Origin of the sequence: Moritella sp. JT01, from assembly GCF_001574435.1 — a bacterium.
Taxonomy (GTDB): Bacteria; Pseudomonadota; Gammaproteobacteria; order Enterobacterales; family Moritellaceae; genus Moritella.
This window is the reverse complement of sequence record NZ_LOCN01000003.1, coordinates 128,407-150,121: the sequence shown is the minus strand read 5'-3', so window position 1 is coordinate 150,121 and position 21,715 is coordinate 128,407. Positions and strand designations below refer to the sequence as shown.

The 21,715-nt window shown below is 40.6% G+C and carries 18 protein-coding genes and 2 tRNA genes; 3 read left to right on the top strand and 17 right to left on the bottom strand.

What is annotated here, in order from left to right:
* Positions 1–12: 12 nt before the first annotated feature.
* Positions 13–894 (top strand): U32 family peptidase, encoded by an 882-nt coding sequence (locus AKG98_RS03440; protein ID WP_067041427.1) that lies wholly within the window; start codon positions 13–15, stop codon positions 892–894.
* 61 nt (positions 895–955) lie between these two features.
* Here AKG98_RS03440 and nlpI read toward each other — a convergent pair whose 3' ends face one another.
* From nlpI to rlmE, 15 genes are all read right to left on the bottom strand, one after another.
* On the bottom strand, positions 956–1,846 hold the full coding sequence (gene nlpI / locus AKG98_RS03435; RefSeq protein ID WP_067041425.1) for a lipoprotein NlpI: 891 nt from the start codon (positions 1,844–1,846) through the stop codon (positions 956–958).
* An 83-nt stretch (positions 1,847–1,929) separates the two neighbouring features.
* Entirely contained in the window at positions 1,930–4,047 is a 2,118-nt protein-coding gene (pnp, locus tag AKG98_RS03430) for a polyribonucleotide nucleotidyltransferase (RefSeq protein ID WP_067041422.1), read from the bottom strand.
* Positions 4,048–4,258: 211 nt separating this feature from the next.
* Positions 4,259–4,528: a 30S ribosomal protein S15 gene (gene rpsO / locus AKG98_RS03425; protein WP_006031625.1), complete on the bottom strand. Its 270-nt coding sequence runs from the start codon at positions 4,526–4,528 to the stop codon at positions 4,259–4,261.
* A 216-nt stretch (positions 4,529–4,744) separates the two neighbouring features.
* Complete coding sequence (truB, locus tag AKG98_RS03420; protein ID WP_067041419.1) at positions 4,745–5,710, bottom strand: tRNA pseudouridine(55) synthase TruB; 966 nt, start codon at positions 5,708–5,710, stop codon at positions 4,745–4,747.
* 2 nt (positions 5,711–5,712) lie between these two features.
* Positions 5,713–6,138, bottom strand: a complete 426-nt coding sequence (gene rbfA, locus AKG98_RS03415) for a 30S ribosome-binding factor RbfA (RefSeq protein WP_067041415.1) — start codon at positions 6,136–6,138, stop codon at positions 5,713–5,715.
* A 76-nt stretch (positions 6,139–6,214) separates the two neighbouring features.
* A complete protein-coding gene (gene infB / locus AKG98_RS03410) occupies positions 6,215–8,914 on the bottom strand; it encodes a translation initiation factor IF-2 (RefSeq protein ID WP_067041412.1) in 2,700 nt (899 codons plus the stop codon).
* Positions 8,915–8,940: 26 nt separating this feature from the next.
* On the bottom strand, positions 8,941–10,440 hold the full coding sequence (gene nusA / locus AKG98_RS03405) for a transcription termination factor NusA (protein WP_067041409.1): 1,500 nt from the start codon (positions 10,438–10,440) through the stop codon (positions 8,941–8,943).
* A gap of 14 nt (positions 10,441–10,454) precedes the next feature.
* Entirely contained in the window at positions 10,455–10,913 is a 459-nt protein-coding gene (gene rimP / locus AKG98_RS03400) for a ribosome maturation factor RimP (RefSeq protein WP_067041406.1), read from the bottom strand.
* Positions 10,914–11,153: 240 nt separating this feature from the next.
* A tRNA-Met gene (locus AKG98_RS03395) sits at positions 11,154–11,230 on the bottom strand.
* 467 nt (positions 11,231–11,697) lie between these two features.
* Positions 11,698–11,782 (bottom strand) — tRNA-Leu (locus tag AKG98_RS03390).
* A gap of 128 nt (positions 11,783–11,910) precedes the next feature.
* A complete protein-coding gene (gene secG, locus AKG98_RS03385) occupies positions 11,911–12,231 on the bottom strand; it encodes a preprotein translocase subunit SecG (RefSeq protein WP_067041403.1) in 321 nt (106 codons plus the stop codon).
* A 249-nt stretch (positions 12,232–12,480) separates the two neighbouring features.
* Positions 12,481–13,815 (bottom strand): phosphoglucosamine mutase, encoded by a 1,335-nt coding sequence (gene glmM / locus AKG98_RS03380; RefSeq protein ID WP_067041400.1) that lies wholly within the window; start codon positions 13,813–13,815, stop codon positions 12,481–12,483.
* A gap of 93 nt (positions 13,816–13,908) precedes the next feature.
* Positions 13,909–14,769 carry a dihydropteroate synthase gene (folP, locus tag AKG98_RS03375; protein ID WP_067041398.1) on the bottom strand — a complete coding sequence of 287 codons (861 nt, stop codon included), beginning with the start codon at positions 14,767–14,769 and terminating at the stop codon, positions 13,909–13,911.
* A 94-nt stretch (positions 14,770–14,863) separates the two neighbouring features.
* Positions 14,864–16,789 carry an ATP-dependent zinc metalloprotease FtsH gene (gene ftsH / locus AKG98_RS03370; RefSeq protein ID WP_083543874.1) on the bottom strand — a complete coding sequence of 642 codons (1,926 nt, stop codon included), beginning with the start codon at positions 16,787–16,789 and terminating at the stop codon, positions 14,864–14,866.
* 296 nt (positions 16,790–17,085) lie between these two features.
* Positions 17,086–17,730 carry a 23S rRNA (uridine(2552)-2'-O)-methyltransferase RlmE gene (gene rlmE / locus AKG98_RS03365; RefSeq protein WP_067041514.1) on the bottom strand — a complete coding sequence of 215 codons (645 nt, stop codon included), beginning with the start codon at positions 17,728–17,730 and terminating at the stop codon, positions 17,086–17,088.
* Between the two features lie 114 nt (positions 17,731–17,844).
* Here rlmE and yhbY point away from each other — a divergent pair, with 114 nt between their 5' ends.
* The gene (yhbY, locus tag AKG98_RS03360; RefSeq protein ID WP_045111680.1) at positions 17,845–18,141 is read left to right on the top strand and encodes a ribosome assembly RNA-binding protein YhbY; all 297 of its coding nucleotides are present in this window, start codon (positions 17,845–17,847) and stop codon (positions 18,139–18,141) included.
* 115 nt (positions 18,142–18,256) lie between these two features.
* On the opposite strand, the gene greA is transcribed toward yhbY, so the two are convergent.
* On the bottom strand, positions 18,257–18,736 hold the full coding sequence (greA, locus tag AKG98_RS03355) for a transcription elongation factor GreA (protein ID WP_067041392.1): 480 nt from the start codon (positions 18,734–18,736) through the stop codon (positions 18,257–18,259).
* 916 nt (positions 18,737–19,652) lie between these two features.
* On the opposite strand from greA, the gene AKG98_RS03350 reads away from it, so the two are divergent.
* A complete protein-coding gene (locus tag AKG98_RS03350; RefSeq protein ID WP_067041389.1) occupies positions 19,653–20,276 on the top strand; it encodes a trimeric intracellular cation channel family protein in 624 nt (207 codons plus the stop codon).
* 78 nt (positions 20,277–20,354) lie between these two features.
* Here the strand turns inward: AKG98_RS03350 and tyrS are convergent, their stop codons facing one another.
* Positions 20,355–21,551: a tyrosine--tRNA ligase gene (gene tyrS / locus AKG98_RS03345; RefSeq protein WP_067041511.1), complete on the bottom strand. Its 1,197-nt coding sequence runs from the start codon at positions 21,549–21,551 to the stop codon at positions 20,355–20,357.
* Positions 21,552–21,715 lie beyond the last annotated feature (164 nt).

Here is a 21,715-nt window from a genome sequence, read left to right as displayed (position 1 = left end):
AGTGAGAATCATATGAAATACGCATTAGGACCAATTTTATATTATTGGCCAAAACAACAAGTCGAAGATTTTTATGCTGCAGCGGTGAATTCACAGGCTGATATTATTTATCTTGGTGAAACAGTTTGCAGCAAACGCCGCGAATTAAAACCAAAAGACTGGTTAGGATTAGCCAAAGAAATTGCCGATTCAGGTAAGCAAGTGGTGATCTCAACCATGGCGCTATTAGAAGCACCATCAGAAGTTAATATTCTCCGTAAGTACTGTGAAAATGGTGATTTTATTGTTGAAGCTAATGATTTTGGCGCGATCAATTTATTAGCTGAAGCAAAAACACCCTTTGTCTGTGGTCATGCGCTTAATGTCTATAACGCGCAAGTATTGCAGCTACTCGTTAATAAAGGCATGCAACGTTGGGTCATGCCCGTTGAGTTGTCACGAGACTGGCTAGTACAATTACAAGAAGACAGTAGAATACTCAATATCCGTGATCAATTTGAAATCGAAGTCTTTGCGCATGGGCATTTACCACTGGCCTACTCTGCCCGTTGTTTTACCGCTCGTTCAGAAAACAGAGCAAAAGATGACTGCGATCTTTGCTGTATCAATCATGCTAACGGTAAACCGGTATATAGCCAGGATGATAAAGAGTTATTCACCATCAATGGTATTCAAACCATGTCAGGCTACAAATATAACCTATTGAATGATGTCGCGAGTATGCACGATTTAGTGGACATTGTGCGAGTGAGTCCGTTAGGAGAGTCAGCATTCCAAACACTCGATCAGTTTAAACAAGCGGCAGAACAAGATATTAAGTTCGACTTGCAGCTAGACCGAGAATGTAATGGTTATTGGCACCAAATAGCTGGATTAGAGACAGTTAGTTTATAACCCCACCCTAGCCCCCCCCCTTTTTACTTCAAGGGGTATGCTGGGAGGGGGTTAGATCTTGCTAACGGTTACTTGCTAATCTTGCCAGTTCTAAACGTGCATAACCATGCTCGATAAATTCATACACATTATTACTTAATGCTAATTTAAAATAGCTTTCTGCTGCAGTTTTGTCATTCATTAACAACTTGTATTTACCCAGATAAAAGTACGCTTCCGTTAAACGGTGCGCCAATATTTGATTATAAGTTCGTTCGTGCTTATCCAGTCCATCGAGTAATTTATCCAATAATTCAGTTTCATTTATCGCTTGCGTATAAAGCGCGACGATATTCCATGACCAGTTATCATCTATGTGTTGGTCATAACGTGCTTTAACTGATTTTAACGCTTGTTCTGCATTAATTTGATATTCAGGGTAATACAACCATAACGTTCTAAATGGGTCGTTAGGTGCTTCATCATAAGCTCTGATAAGATCATCAACAGCTAATGTATAACGTTCGCCATAATACAACGCAATACCACGATTAAGTAATACGTAATTATTTTCAGGGTCTAATTGTGCGATTGAATCATAGGCATCAAATGCTTCATCAAACTGTTCAGTCTGCGTCATATACAAACCAATAAAATTGTAAGCTGGCACAAAATCTGGCTGTAATGTTAATGCTCGTTGAAAGTCAGCATGAGCCAATGAACGCAAACCCATGCTATCAGCAAGTAAACCACGTTCATAAAAATAACGCGCTTGACGAGCCCGATCATCTTTCGCATCAAGGATAAGTTGGCTATAACGCATTAACATAATTTCGGTTTGATAATTAACTTGCAGTGGTTCAGCTAGAATTAATTCAGAAGGCGTGCGGTCATCAGCCGAAAAAGACCCCGATAATGAACTACAACCAGAAAGTAAGGCAGCAGTAATGAATAAACTAAGACATCGTTTCATAATTAAACCACTTATTTTTTTCAGATATAAAAAAGGAGCGTATCAACGCTCCTTAAAATAATCAATCTAAATATAACAACAAGTTATTCGCTAACTGGTTGCTCAGCAGGCGCTGCAGGAGCGTCCATTGCTTCTTTAATACTTAAACGGATACGACCTTGACGGTCTACTTCTAGAACTTTAACTTTAACTACTTGTTCTACAGACAGGTGATCTGCAACTTTGTTCACACGTTCTTGCGTAATTTGCGAGATATGAACTAAGCCATCTTTACCAGGTAAGATGTTAACAAATGCGCCGAAGTCAGCTAGACGTACAACTTTACCTTCGTAGATTTGACCAACTTCAACTTCAGCTGTTAGTTGGTGAATACGTTCGATTGCTGCTTGTGCTTGTTCGCCACTTGTCGCTGCAATTTTCACTGTACCATCATCTTCGATTTCGATCGTAGTACCAGTTTCTTCAGTAAGAGCACGGATTGTTGCGCCACCTTTACCGATGATATCTTTGATCTTGTCCGTGCTGATTTTGATTGTATGAATACGCGGTGCGAATTCAGATACATCATCACGGTTAGTTGCGATAGCTTGATCCATAACACTTAAGATGTGTAGACGTGCAGCTTTTGCTTGTACAAGCGCTTTCTGCATAATATCTTTAGTGATACCTTCAATTTTGATATCCATCTGTAGTGCAGTGATACCAGCACTTGAACCAGCAACTTTAAAGTCCATGTCACCTAAGTGATCTTCATCACCAAGGATGTCTGAAAGTATTACGCTACGGTCGCCGTCAAGTACTAGACCCATTGCGATACCCGCAACAGAAGCCTTGATTGGCACACCTGCATCCATAAGTGCTAACGAAGTACCACATACAGAAGCCATTGAGCTTGAACCGTTAGATTCAGTAATTTCAGATACAACACGTACTGTGTACGGGAATTCATCTGCGTTTGGCATAACAGCTAAAACACCACGTTTCGCTAGACGACCGTGACCAATTTCACGACGTTTAGGCGAACCAACCATACCGGTTTCACCAACACAGTAAGGAGGGAAGTTGTAGTGCATTAGGAAACGATCAATCGTTTCGCCAGTTAGACTGTCGATACGTTGTGCATCACGTTCTGTACCTAGTGTTGCAGTTACTAACGCTTGCGTTTCACCACGTGTGAACAGTGCGCTACCGTGTGTACGTGGTAGAACGCCAGTCATTACGCTTAGTGCACGGATCATTTCTGGATCACGACCATCAATACGTGGTTCGCCATCAAGAATACGGTTACGTACAATGTTCTTTTCTAAAGAAGCAAGTAGTTCACCCGCTTCACGCGTGTTTAGCTCTTCATTTTCTTCTTGAAGTTTAGCGATTACTGCTGACTTGATGCCACCAACTTTAGCGTAACGTTCAGTTTTTTCTTGGATTTGGTATGCTTCAGCAAGGTCGCCTGATGCTAGTTCTGCGATTTTCGCTTTAAGCTCAGTGTTTACTACTGGTGCAGTCCAATCCCATTTAGGTGTATTAACTTCTGCTGCAAATTCTTTAATTGCTTCGATAACAACTTGCATTTGCTCGTGGCCGTACATTACCGCACCAAGCATTTGTTCTTCGCTAAGAATTTCAGCTTCAGACTCAACCATAAGTACTGCATTTTCAGTACCCGCAACAACAAGGTCTAGTTGGCTTTCTGCTAACTCAGATGTTGATGGGTTAAGAATGTATTCGTCATTTTGGAAACCGATACGTGCAGCACCAATTGGGCCATTGAACGGCATACCAGAGATACTTAATGCAGCTGAAACACCGATTAATGCAACCAAATCAGGTTGGATTTCAGGGTTAACAGATACAACAGTAGCAACTACTTGTACTTCATTTTTGAAGCCAGCAGGAAATAGTGGACGGATTGGACGGTCGATAAGACGACAGGTTAAAGTCTCGCCTTCACTTGGACGACCTTCACGTTTAAAGAAGCCACCAGGGATCTTACCTGCAGCGTAAGTACGTTCTTGGTAGTTCACTGTTAGCGGGAAGAAATCACGACCAGCTTCAGCTTGTTTTTTACCAACAACACTTACTAAAACAGAAGTATCACCGATGCTTGCCATTACAGCTGCTGTTGCTTGACGTGCAATAACACCTGTCTCTAATGTAACTGTATGTTCACCATACTTAAACGATTTTACGATAGGATTCACTCTTTGTCCTTAATCTTTAATGTCTCTTTAATTTCGTCGCTAAGTATACTGCATAAAAAAATTAAAGGGCAATGTAAGTATTGGAAATAGTGAAATAAGTTGAAAAATAATTCTAAGCGGGAACAATTTGAAGGGAAATTTAAAAACAAAAAGGAGCCAATTGGCTCCTTTCTTATAATTTGTTGTCCGTAGACGTCAAATTAATCGTCGATTAACGACGTAGACCTAGACGTGCAATAAGGTCTGCATAACGTACGTTTTCAGTACGTTTTAGGTAGTCAAGAAGTTTACGACGGCTAGCAACCATACGTAATAGACCACGACGGCTGTGGTGATCGTGGATGTGCTTCTTGAAGTGACCTTGAAGGTGGTTAATTTGTGCAGTTAGTAGTGCAACTTGAACTTCAGTTGAACCAGTGTCGCCTTCTTGGCGTGCGAAATCTGCAACAATAGCTGCTTTAGCTTCAGCGTTTAGTGACATAGTGGAGTCTCCAATATAGATAAATAGCTTATAGCCGACCACTCGCTCAGCTATAAGAAGAACCGCGGAGTATACAGATGTCGGATAATTCCTGCAATCATTTTTAGTGATCAATTGATAAACAAATAACACCCCGGAAAAGACGTATAAAAAAGGCACTATTACTTGGGTAATAATGCCTTTTGTTTCTCACTAATTGATGCTCAATTAATGTGATTATTTTGGTTCGCGCGCCTGCGTTTCGTAATTTACAATACGCTTCGGAGCGACTCGCCCTTGGTCATCAATATTACCGACACCAATGAAAGTACGCTCAACACCGACTGTCATACGTACTAAGCCAGATTCAGGCGTATTAGGTACTACAACCGGTTGCCCGTGTAATACAAAATCACCGGTATCTGCACTCATGTTCGCTTCAGGCAAGTGACTTACCGCTGAATCAAGTGGCATGAGTAAGGGATCAAGCACGTCTTTCGGCTCAATTCCCTCTGCCTTCGCTTGTTCAACCATCTCTTCCAGCTGTTCGAACGTCATCATACGTTCAGCTGGATAAGCGCTAACACCAATACGACGTAGCATAGAGACATGTGCACCACAGCCTAGTAGCTCCCCAAGGTCATCAACGATAGTACGGATATAAGTACCCTTACTCACGTGAATCTCTAAGTCAACTTCATCATTTTCAAAACTTAATAATTTAAGTTCAAAAACTGAAATAGGACGTGCTGGACGATCGATAAAGATACCTTGACGCGCATACCAGTACAAAGGTTTGCCTTCGTGCTTCAATGCCGAAAACATTGACGGTACTTGCTCCGTGTCACCACGGAAAGTATCAAGACCAATTAGCAACTCAGCATCACTCACATTAACGGGACGCGTTTGCACGATCTCACCATGTGAATCAGATGTATCAGTACGTTCACCCAGCTTTGCAGTAACGATGTAACGCTTGTCTGAATCAAGCAAGAATTGTGAAAACTTCGTTGCTTCACCAAAACATAACGGCAGCATACCAGTCGCAAGTGGATCTAAAGCGCCTGTGTGGCCTGCTTTCGCGGCAAAGAAAATTTTCTTCACACGCTGTAATGCATCGTTTGAGCTTATGCCTGTCGGTTTATCCAACAAGAATACACCGTGTACATCACGGCCGTTCCATCGACGACGACGTGCAGACATGACTAAGACTCTCCTTCAGGAGCGTCTTTTTCATCACCTTTGGTACCAAATTCTTCTTGCAGTTTTTTATCTTTAGCACGTACTTCAGTTACAAGGCTTGACAGACGCATACCTTCAACCAGAGTGTTGTCATAGATAAAACGCAGTTCAGGCACAATACGTAACTTCATTGCACTACCCACTAACGAACGGATATAACCGCTTGCAGTTGTTAATGCGGCGATACCGTCTGTAATACGTTCTTCATCATTATCGATGTTGAAGAAAGTAACATATACTTTTGCGTAAGACAGGTCACGAGACAGATCAATACTTGATACTGTTACCATGCCAACACGTGGATCTTTTACTTCACGTTGTAAAATACGCGCGATTTCTTGTTGTAGTTGCTGTGCAACACGACGAGAACGACTGAATTCTTTTGCCATTTTTAAATTCCTCTAAAGGAAAATGGGGACCGAAGGCCCCCATAAAGTTATTTTAATCGAACCGAGCTATTAACCGTTACAGAGTACGTTTAATTTCAACAGTTTCGAATACTTCAATTTGGTCACCAACACGTACGTCATTATAGTTCTTAACGCCGATACCACATTCAGTACCCATACGAACTTCTTGTACGTCATCTTTAAAGCGACGTAGAGATTCAAGTTCGCCTTCATAGATAACGATGTTTTCACGAAGTACACGGATTGGTGCACTACGTTTAATGATGCCTTCAGTAACCATACAACCAGCGATAGAGCCAATTTTAGGTGATTTGAATACATCACGAACTTCAGCAAGACCAATGATTTCTTGACGGAATTCAGGCGCAAGCAGACCGCTCATCGCTTGTTTAACTTCATCAATCAAGTCATAGATAACGCTGTAGTAACGTAAATCAACACTTTCGTTATTTACAACTTCACGTGCTTTAGCGTCAGCACGTACGTTGAAACCAAGTACGATAGCGTTAGATGCAGCAGCAAGTGTCACATCAGTTTCAGTAATACCACCAACGCCACGCGTGATGATAGCTACTTTAACTTCGTCAGTTGACAGTTTAACTAATGACTCACAAAGTGCTTCAAGTGAACCTTGAACATCTGCTTTAAGTACGATGTTAAGCTCAGAAACTTCACCCGCTTCCATGTTCGCGAACATGTTATCAAGTTTAGATTTCTGTTGACGAGCAAGTTTCACATCACGGAATTTACCTTGACGGTAAAGCGCAACTTCACGTGCTTTCTTATCATCACGTACTACAGTCGCTTCATCACCTGCTTTTGGTACGCCAGAAAGACCTAAGATCTCTACAGGAATCGAAGGACCAGCAGAGTCGATTGTCTGACCATTTTCATCGCGCATTGCACGTACACGGCCATATTCTAGACCACAAAGAACGATATCGCCTTGCTTCAATTCACCTTGTTGTACAAGTACTGTTGCAACAGGACCACGACCTTTATCAAGACGAGATTCAATTACCACACCTGCAGCAGGACCAGTAGCAACAGCTTCAAGTTCTAAGATATCAGCTTGTAGTAAGATAGCTTCAAGTAGTTCATCAACGCCTGTACCTACTTTAGCAGATACATAGACGAACATGTTGTCGCCGCCCCAGTCTTCTGGCATAACATTGTGTTGAGCCAGTTCGCTTTTAACGCGGTCTGTATCAGCACCTTCTTTATCCATCTTGTTCACAGCAACAATCAGTGGCACATCCGCAGCTTTCGCATGGTGGATAGCTTCGATTGTTTGTGGCATAACGCCATCATCAGCTGCAACGACTAAAATAACAATATCTGTCGCTTGAGCACCACGAGCACGCATAGACGTAAACGCCGCGTGTCCAGGAGTATCAAGGAAAGTGACCATGCCATTGTCAGTTTCAACGTGATAAGCACCAATATGCTGGGTAATACCACCGGCTTCACCGTCAGCAACTTTAGCGCGACGGATGTAATCTAGTAGTGATGTTTTACCATGGTCAACATGACCCATGATAGTAACAACTGGTGCACGAGTAACTTTAACACCTTGCGTTACATCTTGCGCGTCAGCTAATACAGCTTCTTCTAGCGCATTCTCTTTCACTAAGATAACTTTATGACCCATTTCTTCTGCGATAAGTTGTGCAGTTTCTTGGTCAAGTACTTGGTTAATAGTAACCATAGAGCCCTGCTTCATCATGAACTTGATGATTTCAGTTGCTTTGATTGCCATTTTTTGTGCTAGTTCACTAACACTAACCGTTTCACCGATGCGAACATCACGTTCAACTTTAGCAACTGGTTTATTAAAACCTTGTTGCATCGCTTCTGGTGCATTAACAGATTTACCTTGATGACGGCTATAGCGGTTATCAGGTTTACGACCTTTCGCTTTACGTGCTTTACCTTTACCTTTTGGTGCCGGTTTTGCCGGTTCAACTGGTGCAGTAGGTTTTTTCTTACGAACACCTTTTTGCGCCTGTGCATCAGCATCATCTTCAGCTGCTTGAGCATGAGTTGATGTTGTTACATGGTAATCAGCTGTTTTCTCTGTTTTTTCACGTTGAGCTTCTTCTTCAGCCCAACGGCCTGAGTTGTCTTCTGCTAATTTACGTGCTTCTTCAGTTTTTTGTTGAGCTTCCAGCTCAGCTTTACGAGTGGCTTCCTGCTCCTGCTTCTGCTTCAATGCTTCCGCTTCGCGCTTCGCCATATCATCTGCCTCTTTTGATTTAGTATTTTTCTGTTTCGTTTCACGTTTTGCTGTTTCTGCAGCATCACGTTTTGCTTTTGCTTCTGCGTCAGCTTTTACTTTTGCATCAGCATCAGCGATTGCTTTTGCCTCTGCTTGTGCTTTCGCTTCTGCCTGTGCTTTCAATTCAGCCGCTTCTTGTGCCGCTTTTTCTTCTGCTAATTTCGCTTCATCTTCAGCTGTAGTACGTTTAACGTAAGTACGTTTTTTGCGTACTTCTACTGCAACTGATTTTTGCTTACCGCCACCGCTTGCTACGCTAAGCGTGCTTTTGGTTTTGCGTTGTAATGTTAAGCGACTAGGTTCAGCCGTATCACTACCATGTTGCTCACTTAAGTGCACCAGTAGTGTCTGCTTTTCACCTTCCGTTACCGTACTGTCGTTCGCTTTTGCTATGCCAGCATCAGAGAATTGTTGTACTAGGCGATCAACAGTAGTACCGATATCTTCGGCCAATTTTGTAATTGATACATCTGCCATGTAGTTCGATCCCTCTCTTCGCGTTATTATTCGCTATCACTGAACCAACAGATATTACGTGCAGCCATAATTAATTCACCAGCACGTTCATCCGTTAACTCTTCAATTTCACTTAAATCATCGATGCCTTGTTCCGCTAGCTCTTCCAGAGTTGTTACTCCGATGCTTGCAAATACGTAAGCAAGGTGCTTCTCTAAGCCTTCAAGCGCTAATAAGTCTGCACTTGGTTCTGCACCTTCTAGTGATTCTTCTGCAGCAAGTGCAGATGTCGTTAGTGCATTTTTAGCACGAGAACGTAATTCATCAACTAGATCTTCATCAAAACCGTCGATTTGTAAGAATTCGTTTACAGGTACATAAGCGATTTCTTCTAATGACGAGAAGCCTTCACCGATCAGTAATTCAGCCATATCTTCATCGATATCTAATTTATCAGTGAAGATTGTCATCAGACGATCGTTTTCTTTTTGGTGTTTTTCGTTCGCATCAGCAACCGTCATCACGTTTAGTTCCCAACCAGTCAGTTGTGAAGCTAGACGTACGTTTTGACCGTTACGGCCAATCGCTTGAGCTAGATTGTCTTGTTCAACCGCAATATCCATTGAATGCTGATCTTCATCAACAATAATAGAAGCAACTTCAGCTGGAGCCATTGCGTTGATAACAAACTGAGCAGGGTTATCATCCCAAAGGATAATATCAACACGTTCACCGTTTAGTTCATTTGAAACTGCTTGTACACGTGCGCCACGCATACCAACACAAGCACCAACAGGATCGATACGTTTGTCGTTAGATTTAACCGCGATTTTAGCACGTGAACCAGGATCACGAGCAGCGGCTTTAAGTTCAAGCATCTCTTCGTTGAACTCAGGCACTTCTACTCGGAACAATTCGATTAGCATTTCGTTACATGCACGGCTAATAAATAGCTGTGTGCCACGCGCTTCAGGTTTTACTTCTTTTAGTAAGCCCTTAATACGATCGCCAGTACGGAATGATTCACGTGGAAGCATTTCATCACGGAACATTACTGCTTCAGCATTGTTACCTAGATCTAATACTACGGTTTCACGGTTAGCACGTTTAACTAAACCAGTGATTAACTCACCTTCATGTTTAGCGTATTGCTGAACGATTAAATCACGTTCTGCTTCACGTACTTTTTGAATGATCACTTGTTTAGCTGTTTGCGTTGTTACACGGTCAAATACAACTGAGTCAATTGTATCTTCAATGTAACCACCAACTTCGATGTTTTCATCGTCGTATTTAGCAGCATCCAGGGTAATTTCTGAGAAAGGATTTTCTAGTGGTTCACCTTTGTCATCAATTACAAGCCAGCGACGGTACGTCTCGAAATTACCCGTTTTACGGTCAATTTCAACACGAACCTCAATTTCGCCTTCATATCTTTTTTTAGTTGCTGTAGCTAGTGCAATTTCCATCGCTTCGAAAATTTTCTCACGAGGTAATTCTTTCTCGTTAGAAACTGCATCAACAACTAACAGAATTTCTTTATTCATTCCTGGACGCCTCGTTAGTCAAATTTTGGAACAATATTTGCTTTTTGAATATTTGCGTGTGCAAAGACTTCGTCTTTGCCATCAATTGTTAACGTGATCATGTCACCGTCAACACTTTTGATTACGCCTTTTAATTTACGACGACCATTCACAGCCATACGTAATAATGCTTTAATTTCAGAATCACAATAGTCTTGATAATGTGATGCTTTAAATAATGGACGTTCCATACCTGGTGAAGATACTTCTAAGAAGTACTCTGTACTGATTGGATCTTCAACATCCATGATAGCGCTAATTTGGTGACTTACTTTCGAGCAATCATCAACAAAAATACCGTTTTCATGATCGATGTAAACAAGTAATGTTGAGTGTTTACCAGCTCGTGTAAACTCAATACCAATAAGTTCAAAACCTAACATTTCAACTGTTGGTTCTAATAATTCAGTTAGTGTTTGTTCTAAACTCGCCAAAACAACCCCCCTAAAAACAAAAAAAGGGCATATGCCCGTAATTTAAAAAATAAAAAGCCTCGACTATAAGGCGAGGCTTCTTACTACTAGACCTTGTAAGCCACTTACGTGGCGCTTATTAAATACATAATAAGCAAGAAGCCAATAGTATTACGTAAATTACATTTATCAGAGATAAAATTAAATTTAAGTAATGCTATTTGCACACTGTTGACTAGCCCTATCAACAGGTATAAGAAATGGTTGCGGGAGCAGGATTTGAACCTACGACCTTCGGGTTATGAGCCCGACGAGCTACCAGACTGCTCCATCCCGCGACAATGTTCTTATTGCGCTGATTATAGGCTATTGCGATAGCAATAAGCAAGGCTAAATTCACTTTAATAGTGAATCGGATACGTTGCGTTAATCAACAGCCCTAGATCCCCCGTAATTATATATTCACAAACGCCTATTACACCCGCAGCTAATGACATAAAATAGCATCTGTCGGCCTCATCTAATCGTAGTGCAAGCAGACTATCAACATCAGGTTATTGTTAATAGTAATGTACCGCTTCTGTATCAGCTAACTTAGGTGTTTTTATTCAAGCTAAATTGAGTGTAATATTGAAGTGTTTACGCGGAATAGAAACAGTTAAGTTGGAGATTAATAAATTAAGAGGCAGATTTCAACATTCGGTGTAATACGCCATAGCAACAGCGCTAAATGAAAATTCGAGCAATAAAAACAAAAAAAGCCGATTCATGAGAATCAGCTTTTAATATTAATTAATAAATTTAGTGGTGCGGATGGGGGGACTTGAACCCCCACGACCTAAGTCACCAGCCCCTCAAGCTGGCGCGTCTACCAATTCCGCCACATCCGCGCAATACTAAATTTATTCTGTCTTCTTTAAATAAGTCATATCATCAATTTGAGGTGACATATATATAACTTAGTTCTTACTACATAATACCTTAAGCTGACGTATTATTAAATTCGTCATGCCTAAGTTTATTGAGGTACGTCGCTATTGCTTACTGGTGCTACTGGCACATCACTTGTGATTGCAGGTTTCTCTGCATCTAAAATCACATCAGTATCAGACTGTGAAGATAAATTACCTAACACTAGGCTTAACGCAAAAAACACAATTGCAAGCACTGCTGTTGCGCGAGTTAAAAAGTTACCTGAACCGCCAGCACCAAATACTGTATTTGAGCCGCCAGAACCAAAGCTAGCACCCATATCAGCGCCTTTGCCCTGCTGCATTAGAACGAATCCAATGATTGCAAGTGCAACAATTAAGTAAATAACAATAATAACTTCGTACATTTTAATACCTAAATCTCAAAAGGTTTAATATAGCTTTATCGAACATCCTTACCCGAGGTAAGGGACACTTAAATCATATAGTCACTTTATAACTAAATAATATTAAGTGGTAAAGCGGAGGAGATATTATCTAACCTCCACCTTAGTTGCAAGCTGATTATTAAAAAAACAATGAATAAAAGGCTTTAGCACAAAACAACACCAGTTGCCGTATATTAATACGCCTTAAATCACCCTGTTTACGCAAGTTTAAAACGTGGCTTTTACGGCATCTGCAATTTTATTGGCAAGTGCTAATACATGCGCTTCATCTTCACCTTCGACCATTACTCGGATAAGTGGCTCAGTACCTGATTTACGCAACAATACACGACCACGATCGGCGAGTTCTTGTTCAACATCGGCTACCGACTGTTGTACTGACTCCGCTAATAGTGGATCTGAATCACCACTAAAACGAACATTCACTAATACTTGTGGGAATTTACTCATACCAGAGCGTAATTCTTTCAGCGTTAATCCACTATTAACCAATGCCGCTAATACTAATAGGCTTGATACAATGCCGTCACCTGTTGTGGTGTGATCCAGAGAAATAATATGGCCTGAATTTTCACCACCTATACGCCAACCTTTTTCAAGTAGCATTTCAACCACATAGCGATCGCCAACCGCACTACGTGCAAATGGAATACCCAGAGACTTAAGCGCTAGCTCTAAGCCCATGTTCGCCATTAATGTACCAACAACACCGCCTTTTAATTCACCTTTGCGCAGCGCATCACGTGCAATAATGTAAAGAATTTCATCGCCATCAATAACATAACCAGTATGATCGACCATCATCAGACGGTCGCCATCACCATCATAAGCGACACCAAGATCAGCTTTTTCAGCAAGTACACGTGCAGCCAATGCTTCAGGCGCCGTTGCCCCACAACCATCATTAATGTTCAAGCCATTAGGCTCAACACCGATAGTAATTATCTCTGCGCCTAATTCTCTAAATACGCTTGGTGCGATATGGTAAGTGGCACCATGCGCACAATCGAGTACAATTTTAAGGCCTTTTAAACTTGCGCGTGATGGGAAAGTACTTTTACAATATTCAATATAACGACCCGCTGCATCATCAATACGTACTGCTTTACCTAATTCAGCTGACTCAACGCAGGTTAGTTCTTTTTCTAATTGCGCTTCAATTGCCAGTTCAACATCATCCGCTAGCTTAGTACCATTTGCAGAAAAGAACTTAATGCCGTTATCGTGATATGGATTGTGTGATGCACTGATCACAATACCCGCTTCTGCACGGAATGTACGCGTTAAATAGGCTACAGCTGGCGTCGGCATTGGCCCCATAAATGCGACATCAAGCCCCGCCGCAGATAAACCCGCTTCTAAAGCACATTCCAGCATATAACCAGAAATACGGGTATCTTTACCAATCAGTACTTTCCTTGTCCCCTGTTTTGCAAGTACCTTACCTGCAGCCCAGCCCAGTTTAAGTGCGAACTCAGGTGTGATTGGCGCTTTACCTACAAGACCACGAATACCATCGGTACCAAAATACTTTCTTGACATATTTAATCCCTAATATCTTCTATTATTAGTCGAAAAATAAATTCAACCAACCTATTTTAAATTAAAACCGTTACTTAAAATTCATCATGTTCGTTATTGTTTATTATTTAAAGCGTGCTTAGCAAGCTGTGCCACAACAGCTAAAACATCCGCAGTTTCTCGCACATCATGCACACGTAATATTTGCGCACCATCGATTGCAGCAGCAGTTGCACAAGCAAGACTACCCGCTAATCGCTGGGACTCATCACACTGTAATAAATTACCTATCATCGACTTTCGAGACACACCGATCAACACAGGTAAACCAAATTGATGAAATACTCGCGTATCAGCCAGTAATTGGTAATTTTGTTCTAACGTCTTACCAAAACCAAAACCGGGATCGAGAATAATATTGTCACGTTTAATGCCTGCATTAACACAATCAGCAATACGCTGTTGTAAAAATGCCACGACTTCAGCGGTGACATCTTGGTAATTAGGTGCGTCTTGCATGGTACTTGGCTGGCCTTGCATGTGCATAATACATACAGGCACAGCAAGTTCTGCCGCAGCTTGTAGTGCACCTTCTTGCTGCAACGCTCTCACATCATTAATAATGTGCGCACCCGCAGCAATTGCTTCACGCATCACTTGTGCTTTACTGGTATCGATAGAAATGACAACATCGAGCTGTGTTGATACGCGTTTAATAATAGGAATAACACGGGCAAGCTCTTCTTCTAAACTAACAGCACTGGCACCAGGACGCGTAGATTCACCGCCAATATCAATAATCTTAGCGCCATCGGCGACCATTTTTTGTGCTTGTTTAAAGGCAGTATCTAAAGCGTAATACTGACCGCCATCAGAAAATGAGTCCGGTGTGACATTTAAAATGCCCATTACTACAGGTTGACTAAGATCGAGTATTTTAACACGACTGCTATTGGTCACTAAGTTTAACTGCATTATCGTTCTATCCCTAAAAAAAAACCCCGAGTTACACTCGAGGTTTATTCTATCATGAATTAATAGCTATAAAGTAATACTGAGTAAGCGAAGCTTAATCTGTATCTTTTTTATCATTTTCTTTTTCACTATCTTCTTCACTATCAGCTTTAGTTTCTTTTTTCACGTCTTTGGCTGTATCGCTATCCATTTTCCCATAGCCGTCACCCCAATCTGCAGGTGCACGTACTTCAACACGCGCCATAAGATCATCAATTTGCTTGGCATCAATCGTTTCATACTTCATCAATGCATCTTTCATTGAATGAAGAATATCCATATTGTCCGATAATAGCTGATGCGCACGTTTATAGTTACTTTCAACTAAATAACGAATTTCATCATCAATCATCTTAGCGGTATCATCAGACATACTTGCCTGCTGAGCGCCGCCACCACCAAGGAAAATTTCACCTTGCTCATCAGCAAATTTCATTGGCCCTAATTTTTCAGATAGACCCCATTGCGTGACCATTTTACGAGAAATATCCGTAGCACGTTCAATATCATTTGATGCGCCTGTTGATACGCAGTCTTTACCAAAGATAATCTCTTCAGCAATACGACCACCGTAAAGGCTTGAAATCATGCTTTCTAAATGACGTTTCGAGTGACTAAGGCGATCTTGTTCAGGTAAGTACATAGTCACACCTAATGCACGACCACGAGGAATGATACTGACTTTATAAACAGGATCATGATCCGGTACTAAACGACCGACAATAGCGTGACCAGCTTCATGATAAGCAGTCATCGTTTTCTCTTCTTCGCTCATGACCATGCTCTTACGCTCGGCACCCATGAGGATCTTATCTTTGGCTTTTTCAAATTCGGCCATAGATACTGTACGTTTATTATGACGTGCAGCAAATAGTGCAGCTTCATTCACTAAGTTAGCCAGCTCGGCACCAGAGAAACCCGGTGTACCACGCGCAATAAGTACAGTTTCAACATCATCGCTGATTGGCACTTTACGCATATGTACTTTCAAGATCTGTTCACGACCACGGATATCTGGTAGACCTACAGTTACTTGACGGTCAAAACGACCAGGACGTAATAATGCAGGATCAAGTACGTCTGGACGGTTGGTCGCAGCAATAACAATGACACCTTCATTACCTTCAAAACCATCCATTTCAACTAACATTTGGTTTAGCGTTTGCTCACGCTCATCATGACCGCCACCCATGCCAGAGCCACGTTTGCGGCCTACTGCATCGATTTCATCGATAAAGATGATACAAGGTGATGATTTTTTCGCTTGTTCAAACATGTCACGCACACGAGATGCACCCACACCCACAAACATTTCAACGAAGTCAGAACCTGAAATAGTGAAAAATGGTACTTTTGCTTCACCAGCAATCGCTTTAGCAAGTAATGTTTTACCTGTACCTGGTGAACCAACTAATAAGATACCGGTTGGGATTTTACCACCAAGTTTCTGGAAACGACTTGGGTCTTTTAAGTAATCAACCAATTCAGCAACTTCTTCTTTTGCTTCATCACAGCCTGCAACATCAGCAAACGTCGTTTTAATTTGGTCTTCACTCATTAAGCGTGCTTTACTTTTGCCGAATGACATAGCACCTTTACCACCGCCACCTTGCATTTGACGCATAAAGAATACCCAAACACCGATCAGTAATAGCATTGGGAACCAAGAGATGAAGATAGAAGTTAATAAACTTGCTTCTTCTTCAGGCTCACCAAATACTTTAACGTTATTGTTTAGCAGATCATTTAATAGCTGTGGATCTTCCGCTGGTAAGAAAGTAACGAACTTCTGTCCACCTTGGCTAACACCACGGATAGTACGTCCGTTGATCTTAACTTCGTTAACTTGTTTATTTCTAACTTGTTGCACAAATGAACTGTAATCTAACTGATTACTTGAACTCTCATTTGGTCCGAAACTCTGAAATACTGACATTAACACGACTGCAATAACCAGCCATAAAATCAGATTTTTTGCCATATCACTCAAAATCTAGCCTCTCCGGGTCTTAAGTTCCCTGAAAAAAAACAGTTGATATACTCAATATATTCTAAATATAGACAGTTTAACAACAACTTACATTTTAAATTTTAATCCTGTGGTCCTTACAATTAAAATGCAAGGTTGCAGAACCCTTTAGATATTCTCTACTGTCTACTCAAATATATCAAGACTTGGCTATTTATTAAAATAATTAAATGTTAATTGATGACAAATCTAGATTTTATTCTTCAATAGCAGCAGTGATATTATCTTTTGTCACAGGTCACAATAATTTAGCCTTTATAACCTGTCGCAACAATGAAAACTTCGCGTGAACGAGCACGTGATGAATCCGGTTTTCTGGTTTTAACTACAGTAAACAAACTACGTACATCTTTCATGAATTGCTCAAAGCCTGAACCTTGAAAGACTTTGACCACAAAACTGCCATTTGGTTTAAGCACTTCACGACACATTTCAAGAGCAAGCTCGACCAAATACATTGAAGCAGGTTGATCAACGCCAATATTACCACTCATATTGGGTGCCATATCAGAGATAACAACGTCAATCTGACCATCGCCTACTTTAGCCAGTAATGTTGATAGTACTTTCTCATCTCGAAAATCACCTTGCAAAAAATCGACACCTGCAATTGGATCCATGGCTAAAATATCACAAGCAATAACACGACCTCTATCACCTAATTGCTTAACCGCATATTGTGACCAACCTCCAGGAGCAGCGCCAAGGTCAACAATATTCATACCCGGTTTTAATAATTTATCTTTTTCTTGAATTTCTTCAAGCTTAAAAGTCGCACGTGAACGCAACCCTTGTTTCTTCGCATCTTTCACGTATTTATCGTTATGATGCTCCTGCAGCCAATTCTTTGAACTGCCCTTTTGGGTACTTTTTTTCTTCGGTGTCGGGGTCATCTGAAAGCCTGTTAATAATATTTTTTTAAACCATTGCCATAATGGCATGGTATTAAGATGAAGATGAAGCTAAAATTACTCTTTTTCAACCCTAAGTAATAAGAAATTTAAAATATGGCATTAAGCAACAAGCAAAAGCAACACCTAAAAGGTTTAGCACACTCATTAAAACCTGTCATCTTACTAGGCCAACACGGCTTAACAGAAGGTGTAATGGCTGAAATTGAAGTAGCGCTAGCACATCATGAATTAATCAAAATTAAAGTTGCGTCAGAAGACCGTGACCAAAAAGCATTAGTAATGGATACCATTGTAAAAGAAGCTAACGCAGAAAAAGTACAAAGTATTGGCCACACATTGGTTATTTATCGTACAAGTGATGAAAAGAAAATCATACTGCCAAGAAAATAATAGCTTTATGAGTATCCAGCTGGGCAAGGAATCCCAGCTCGACTATACCCAGTGTTAAAACTGGGTCACAGTACACCATAATTCGTGTCTGTATTTTCATGCAGTGTGTCGATAGTTAGATATATTCTACCGATACAATTTCAAATTCAATCGCGCCGCCCGGTGTCGTCACCATCGCTACATCATCGACACTTTTACCCACTAAACCACGTGCAATTGGTGAGTTAATTGAAATACGATTTTCTTTAATATTAGCTTCATCATCACCGACAAGATTATAAGTGATCTCTTCTTCTGTTTCAGTATTATAAATTTTAACTGTACAACCAAAAATAACACGACCATTATTTGCTATTTTTGTCACATCAATAATCTGACAATTAGACAGTTTCCATTCGATATCTTGAACGCGACCTTCACAGAAACCTTGCTCTTCACGTGCCGCATGGTATTCCGCGTTTTCTTTCAAATCGCCGTGCTCACGCGCTACCGCAATCGAACTTACAATTTCAGGTCGACGAACCGTTTTTAAATGTTCTAATTCGATACGTAAGTTTTCTGCACCACGTGCAGTCATTGGGATCATATTACTCATAATGCTTATAGCCTTTCAATCAATTCATTATCATGACATTACTGCATTTTACAGCGCCGACAATGTTTACAATCATAATGCCACTATTGTAATACGAATATGACGACACTTCACCCTATTCAAACCATTAAACACATTTAATCTGATTATTGAGACCTTTGATTGTTCATTAACAACGGGTCTTAAAACTCGACTTAACGAACTACTTTACGCACATTCCAGCCAATACAAGTAAAGTTATGATCGTGATGGCTAAAACTGCACTTTTACATGCTAATTAAAACGCTCAACAGCAAAAATACGCTTAACCACAATAGCCAACACGGATAAAAACATCAATACACACACTAATCAGCACTTCAGTACCATCGAGAGCTCAAAGCATTAAAAGTTACACTTTTCTTATAAATAGCTAGCCAAATGAATAAAATGTGTGCATAATGTACTCAATCCATTAACACCAAGGACATTATCATGAAAGAATTTATAGCCGTTTTTACTGTTTTAACTACTTTAGCTATCACAAGTGGTGTTTTACCATCAATCGCTAGCCTATAGTTTAAAATACCAAAAACAGCATGGAAAAGTTTATTGTTTTATAACGCTTGATTATAAGATAGACGAAAACTTCTCTATGCTGTTTTTTTATGCCTACATATAACCCTCTTTTACTCACTTCCCGCTCAATTTCATCTGAAAGATAATATTCAGAATCGCATCATTAATAATTCAAATTTTATTTATATTAGCAACTTTATTTGTTAGAACTTCGATATAGCTAAAAGAAATCGTTTTCTCTATCCGTATACTCTGCTCTTCTTAATTATGGACAAATATACCCAAGCTAGTCTCTGATATAACATCTTGAAGTAGTTTGGATATAGAGAAAGGATTAATAAGTTTACTGATGATGAACATGGATATGATTTATTTACTCGATTTAGCGGGTACCGCCGTTTTTGCAATATCAGGCGTACAAGTTGCTGGACAGATGCGCATGGACCCATTTGGCGCAACAGTATTGGCTGCGGTAACCGCGATTGGAGGTGGCACAATACGTGATGCCATCTTAAATGTAGGCCCTGCATTCTGGGTGCACGACCCCGTTTACCTCACCGTTATTATTCTGACGTCTATGTTAACCATTTTGTTTGCTAACCGTAATCATCGCATGCCGCCAATATTATTACCCCTTGCCGATGCAGCAGGCTTAGCCTTATTCACCGTACTGGGTACGCAGAAAGCCTTAGCTTATGGCGCCCCGGGGATGACAGCAGTGGTGATGGGTGTGATCACCGGTGTTGCAGGCGGTATTATTAGAGACCTGTTAGCCAGTCGCGTGCCTATGGTATTACAAAAAGATATCTATGCGACGGCATCTGTCTTGGGAGGCCTCGTTTATACTGGCGCACTACTCATTGGCATAACTGAAGGTTTAGCAATGTTACTCGCCATGACAGGGGTATTTACACTCCGAATGGCTGCAGTGCATTGGCATTTAAGATTACCTATGTTTGTTTTAAAACACCACCGTTCGTAAATTACATCTGCTAGCAGCCTAAAACTAAAAAGCCCGTTATAACAATCATCATAACGGGCTTAAATTATTTATCAGCAGTTAACCAAGTGTAATACGTGCAAACTTACGTTTACCAACTTGGTATACGGCTGTACCAGCAGTCGGTACAAGACGTGTATCTTCTACTTTTTCACCATCAATCTTAACAGCTCCCTGCTTGATCATACGCATCGCTTCCGATGTCCCTGATACTAAACCAGCCTCTTTTAATAAGTTAGCAATTGCGATTGCATCACTTACTGCAAAATCAAACTCTGGCATTTCATCTGGGATCGCATTTTTTGAAAAACGCTGCGTGAAATCATTATGTGCGCTTTCTGCTGCCGCTTCATCGTGAAAACGGGCAATGATTTCTTTTGCTAATGAAATTTTAACATCACGTGGATTAACCGCATCTGCCGCGATATCAGCTTTAAATTTTTCAATTTCAGCTAATGGACGGAATGATAATAATTCGAAGTAATTCCACATCAATTCATCAGTGATCGACATGATCTTACCGAACATCTCGTTCGGTGCATCTGTTACACCAATATAGTTGTTCGCTGATTTAGACATTTTTTTCACGCCATCAAGACCAACAAGTAGTGGCATCATGATAACCGTTTGTGGTTTTTGACCTTCTGCTTTTTGTAATTCACGACCCATTAATAGGTTGAATTTTTGATCTGTACCGCCAAGTTCAACATCCGATTTCAGCGCAACTGAATCATAACCTTGTAATAATGGGTACATAAATTCGTGGATCGCGATACCTTGATTTGACGCATAGCGCTTTTTGAAATCATCACGTTCTAGCATACGTGCAACTGTTTGTTGCGACGCTAAACGGATCATGCCCGCTGCACCTAATTCGTTTAACCACGTAGAGTTAAATTCAATGCGTGTTTTTGATTCATCTAAAATTTTGAATACTTGATCTGTATACGTTTTTGCATTGGCCAATACTTCTTCACGTGTGAGTGGTGGACGTGTCGAGTTTTTACCTGACGGGTCTCCCACGGTTGCAGTGAAGTCACCAATCAAGAAGATAACTTCATGACCAAGATCTTGGAATTGACGTAACTTGTTTAAGATAACAGTATGGCCTAAATGTAGATCAGCACCTGTTGGATCAGCACCTAATTTAATTCTTAGCGGACGACCTTCTTTCAGTTTTGCTACTAATTCTTCTTCAACTAGGATTTCTTCTGTACCACGTTTGATTTCACGTAACGCATCATTGATTTGCGTCATAATATTAAGCTCCACACTTATTACCTAAATATAATAACTCTATACTACTGGATAGCATCACAATTGAAAACCATTGCACTGAGGCAATACCGTTAATTTGGTGATAATTTTTTTGCACAGACCTTAGTATTTGTTAGAATATGTAACTTATTTTTTAATTGCCA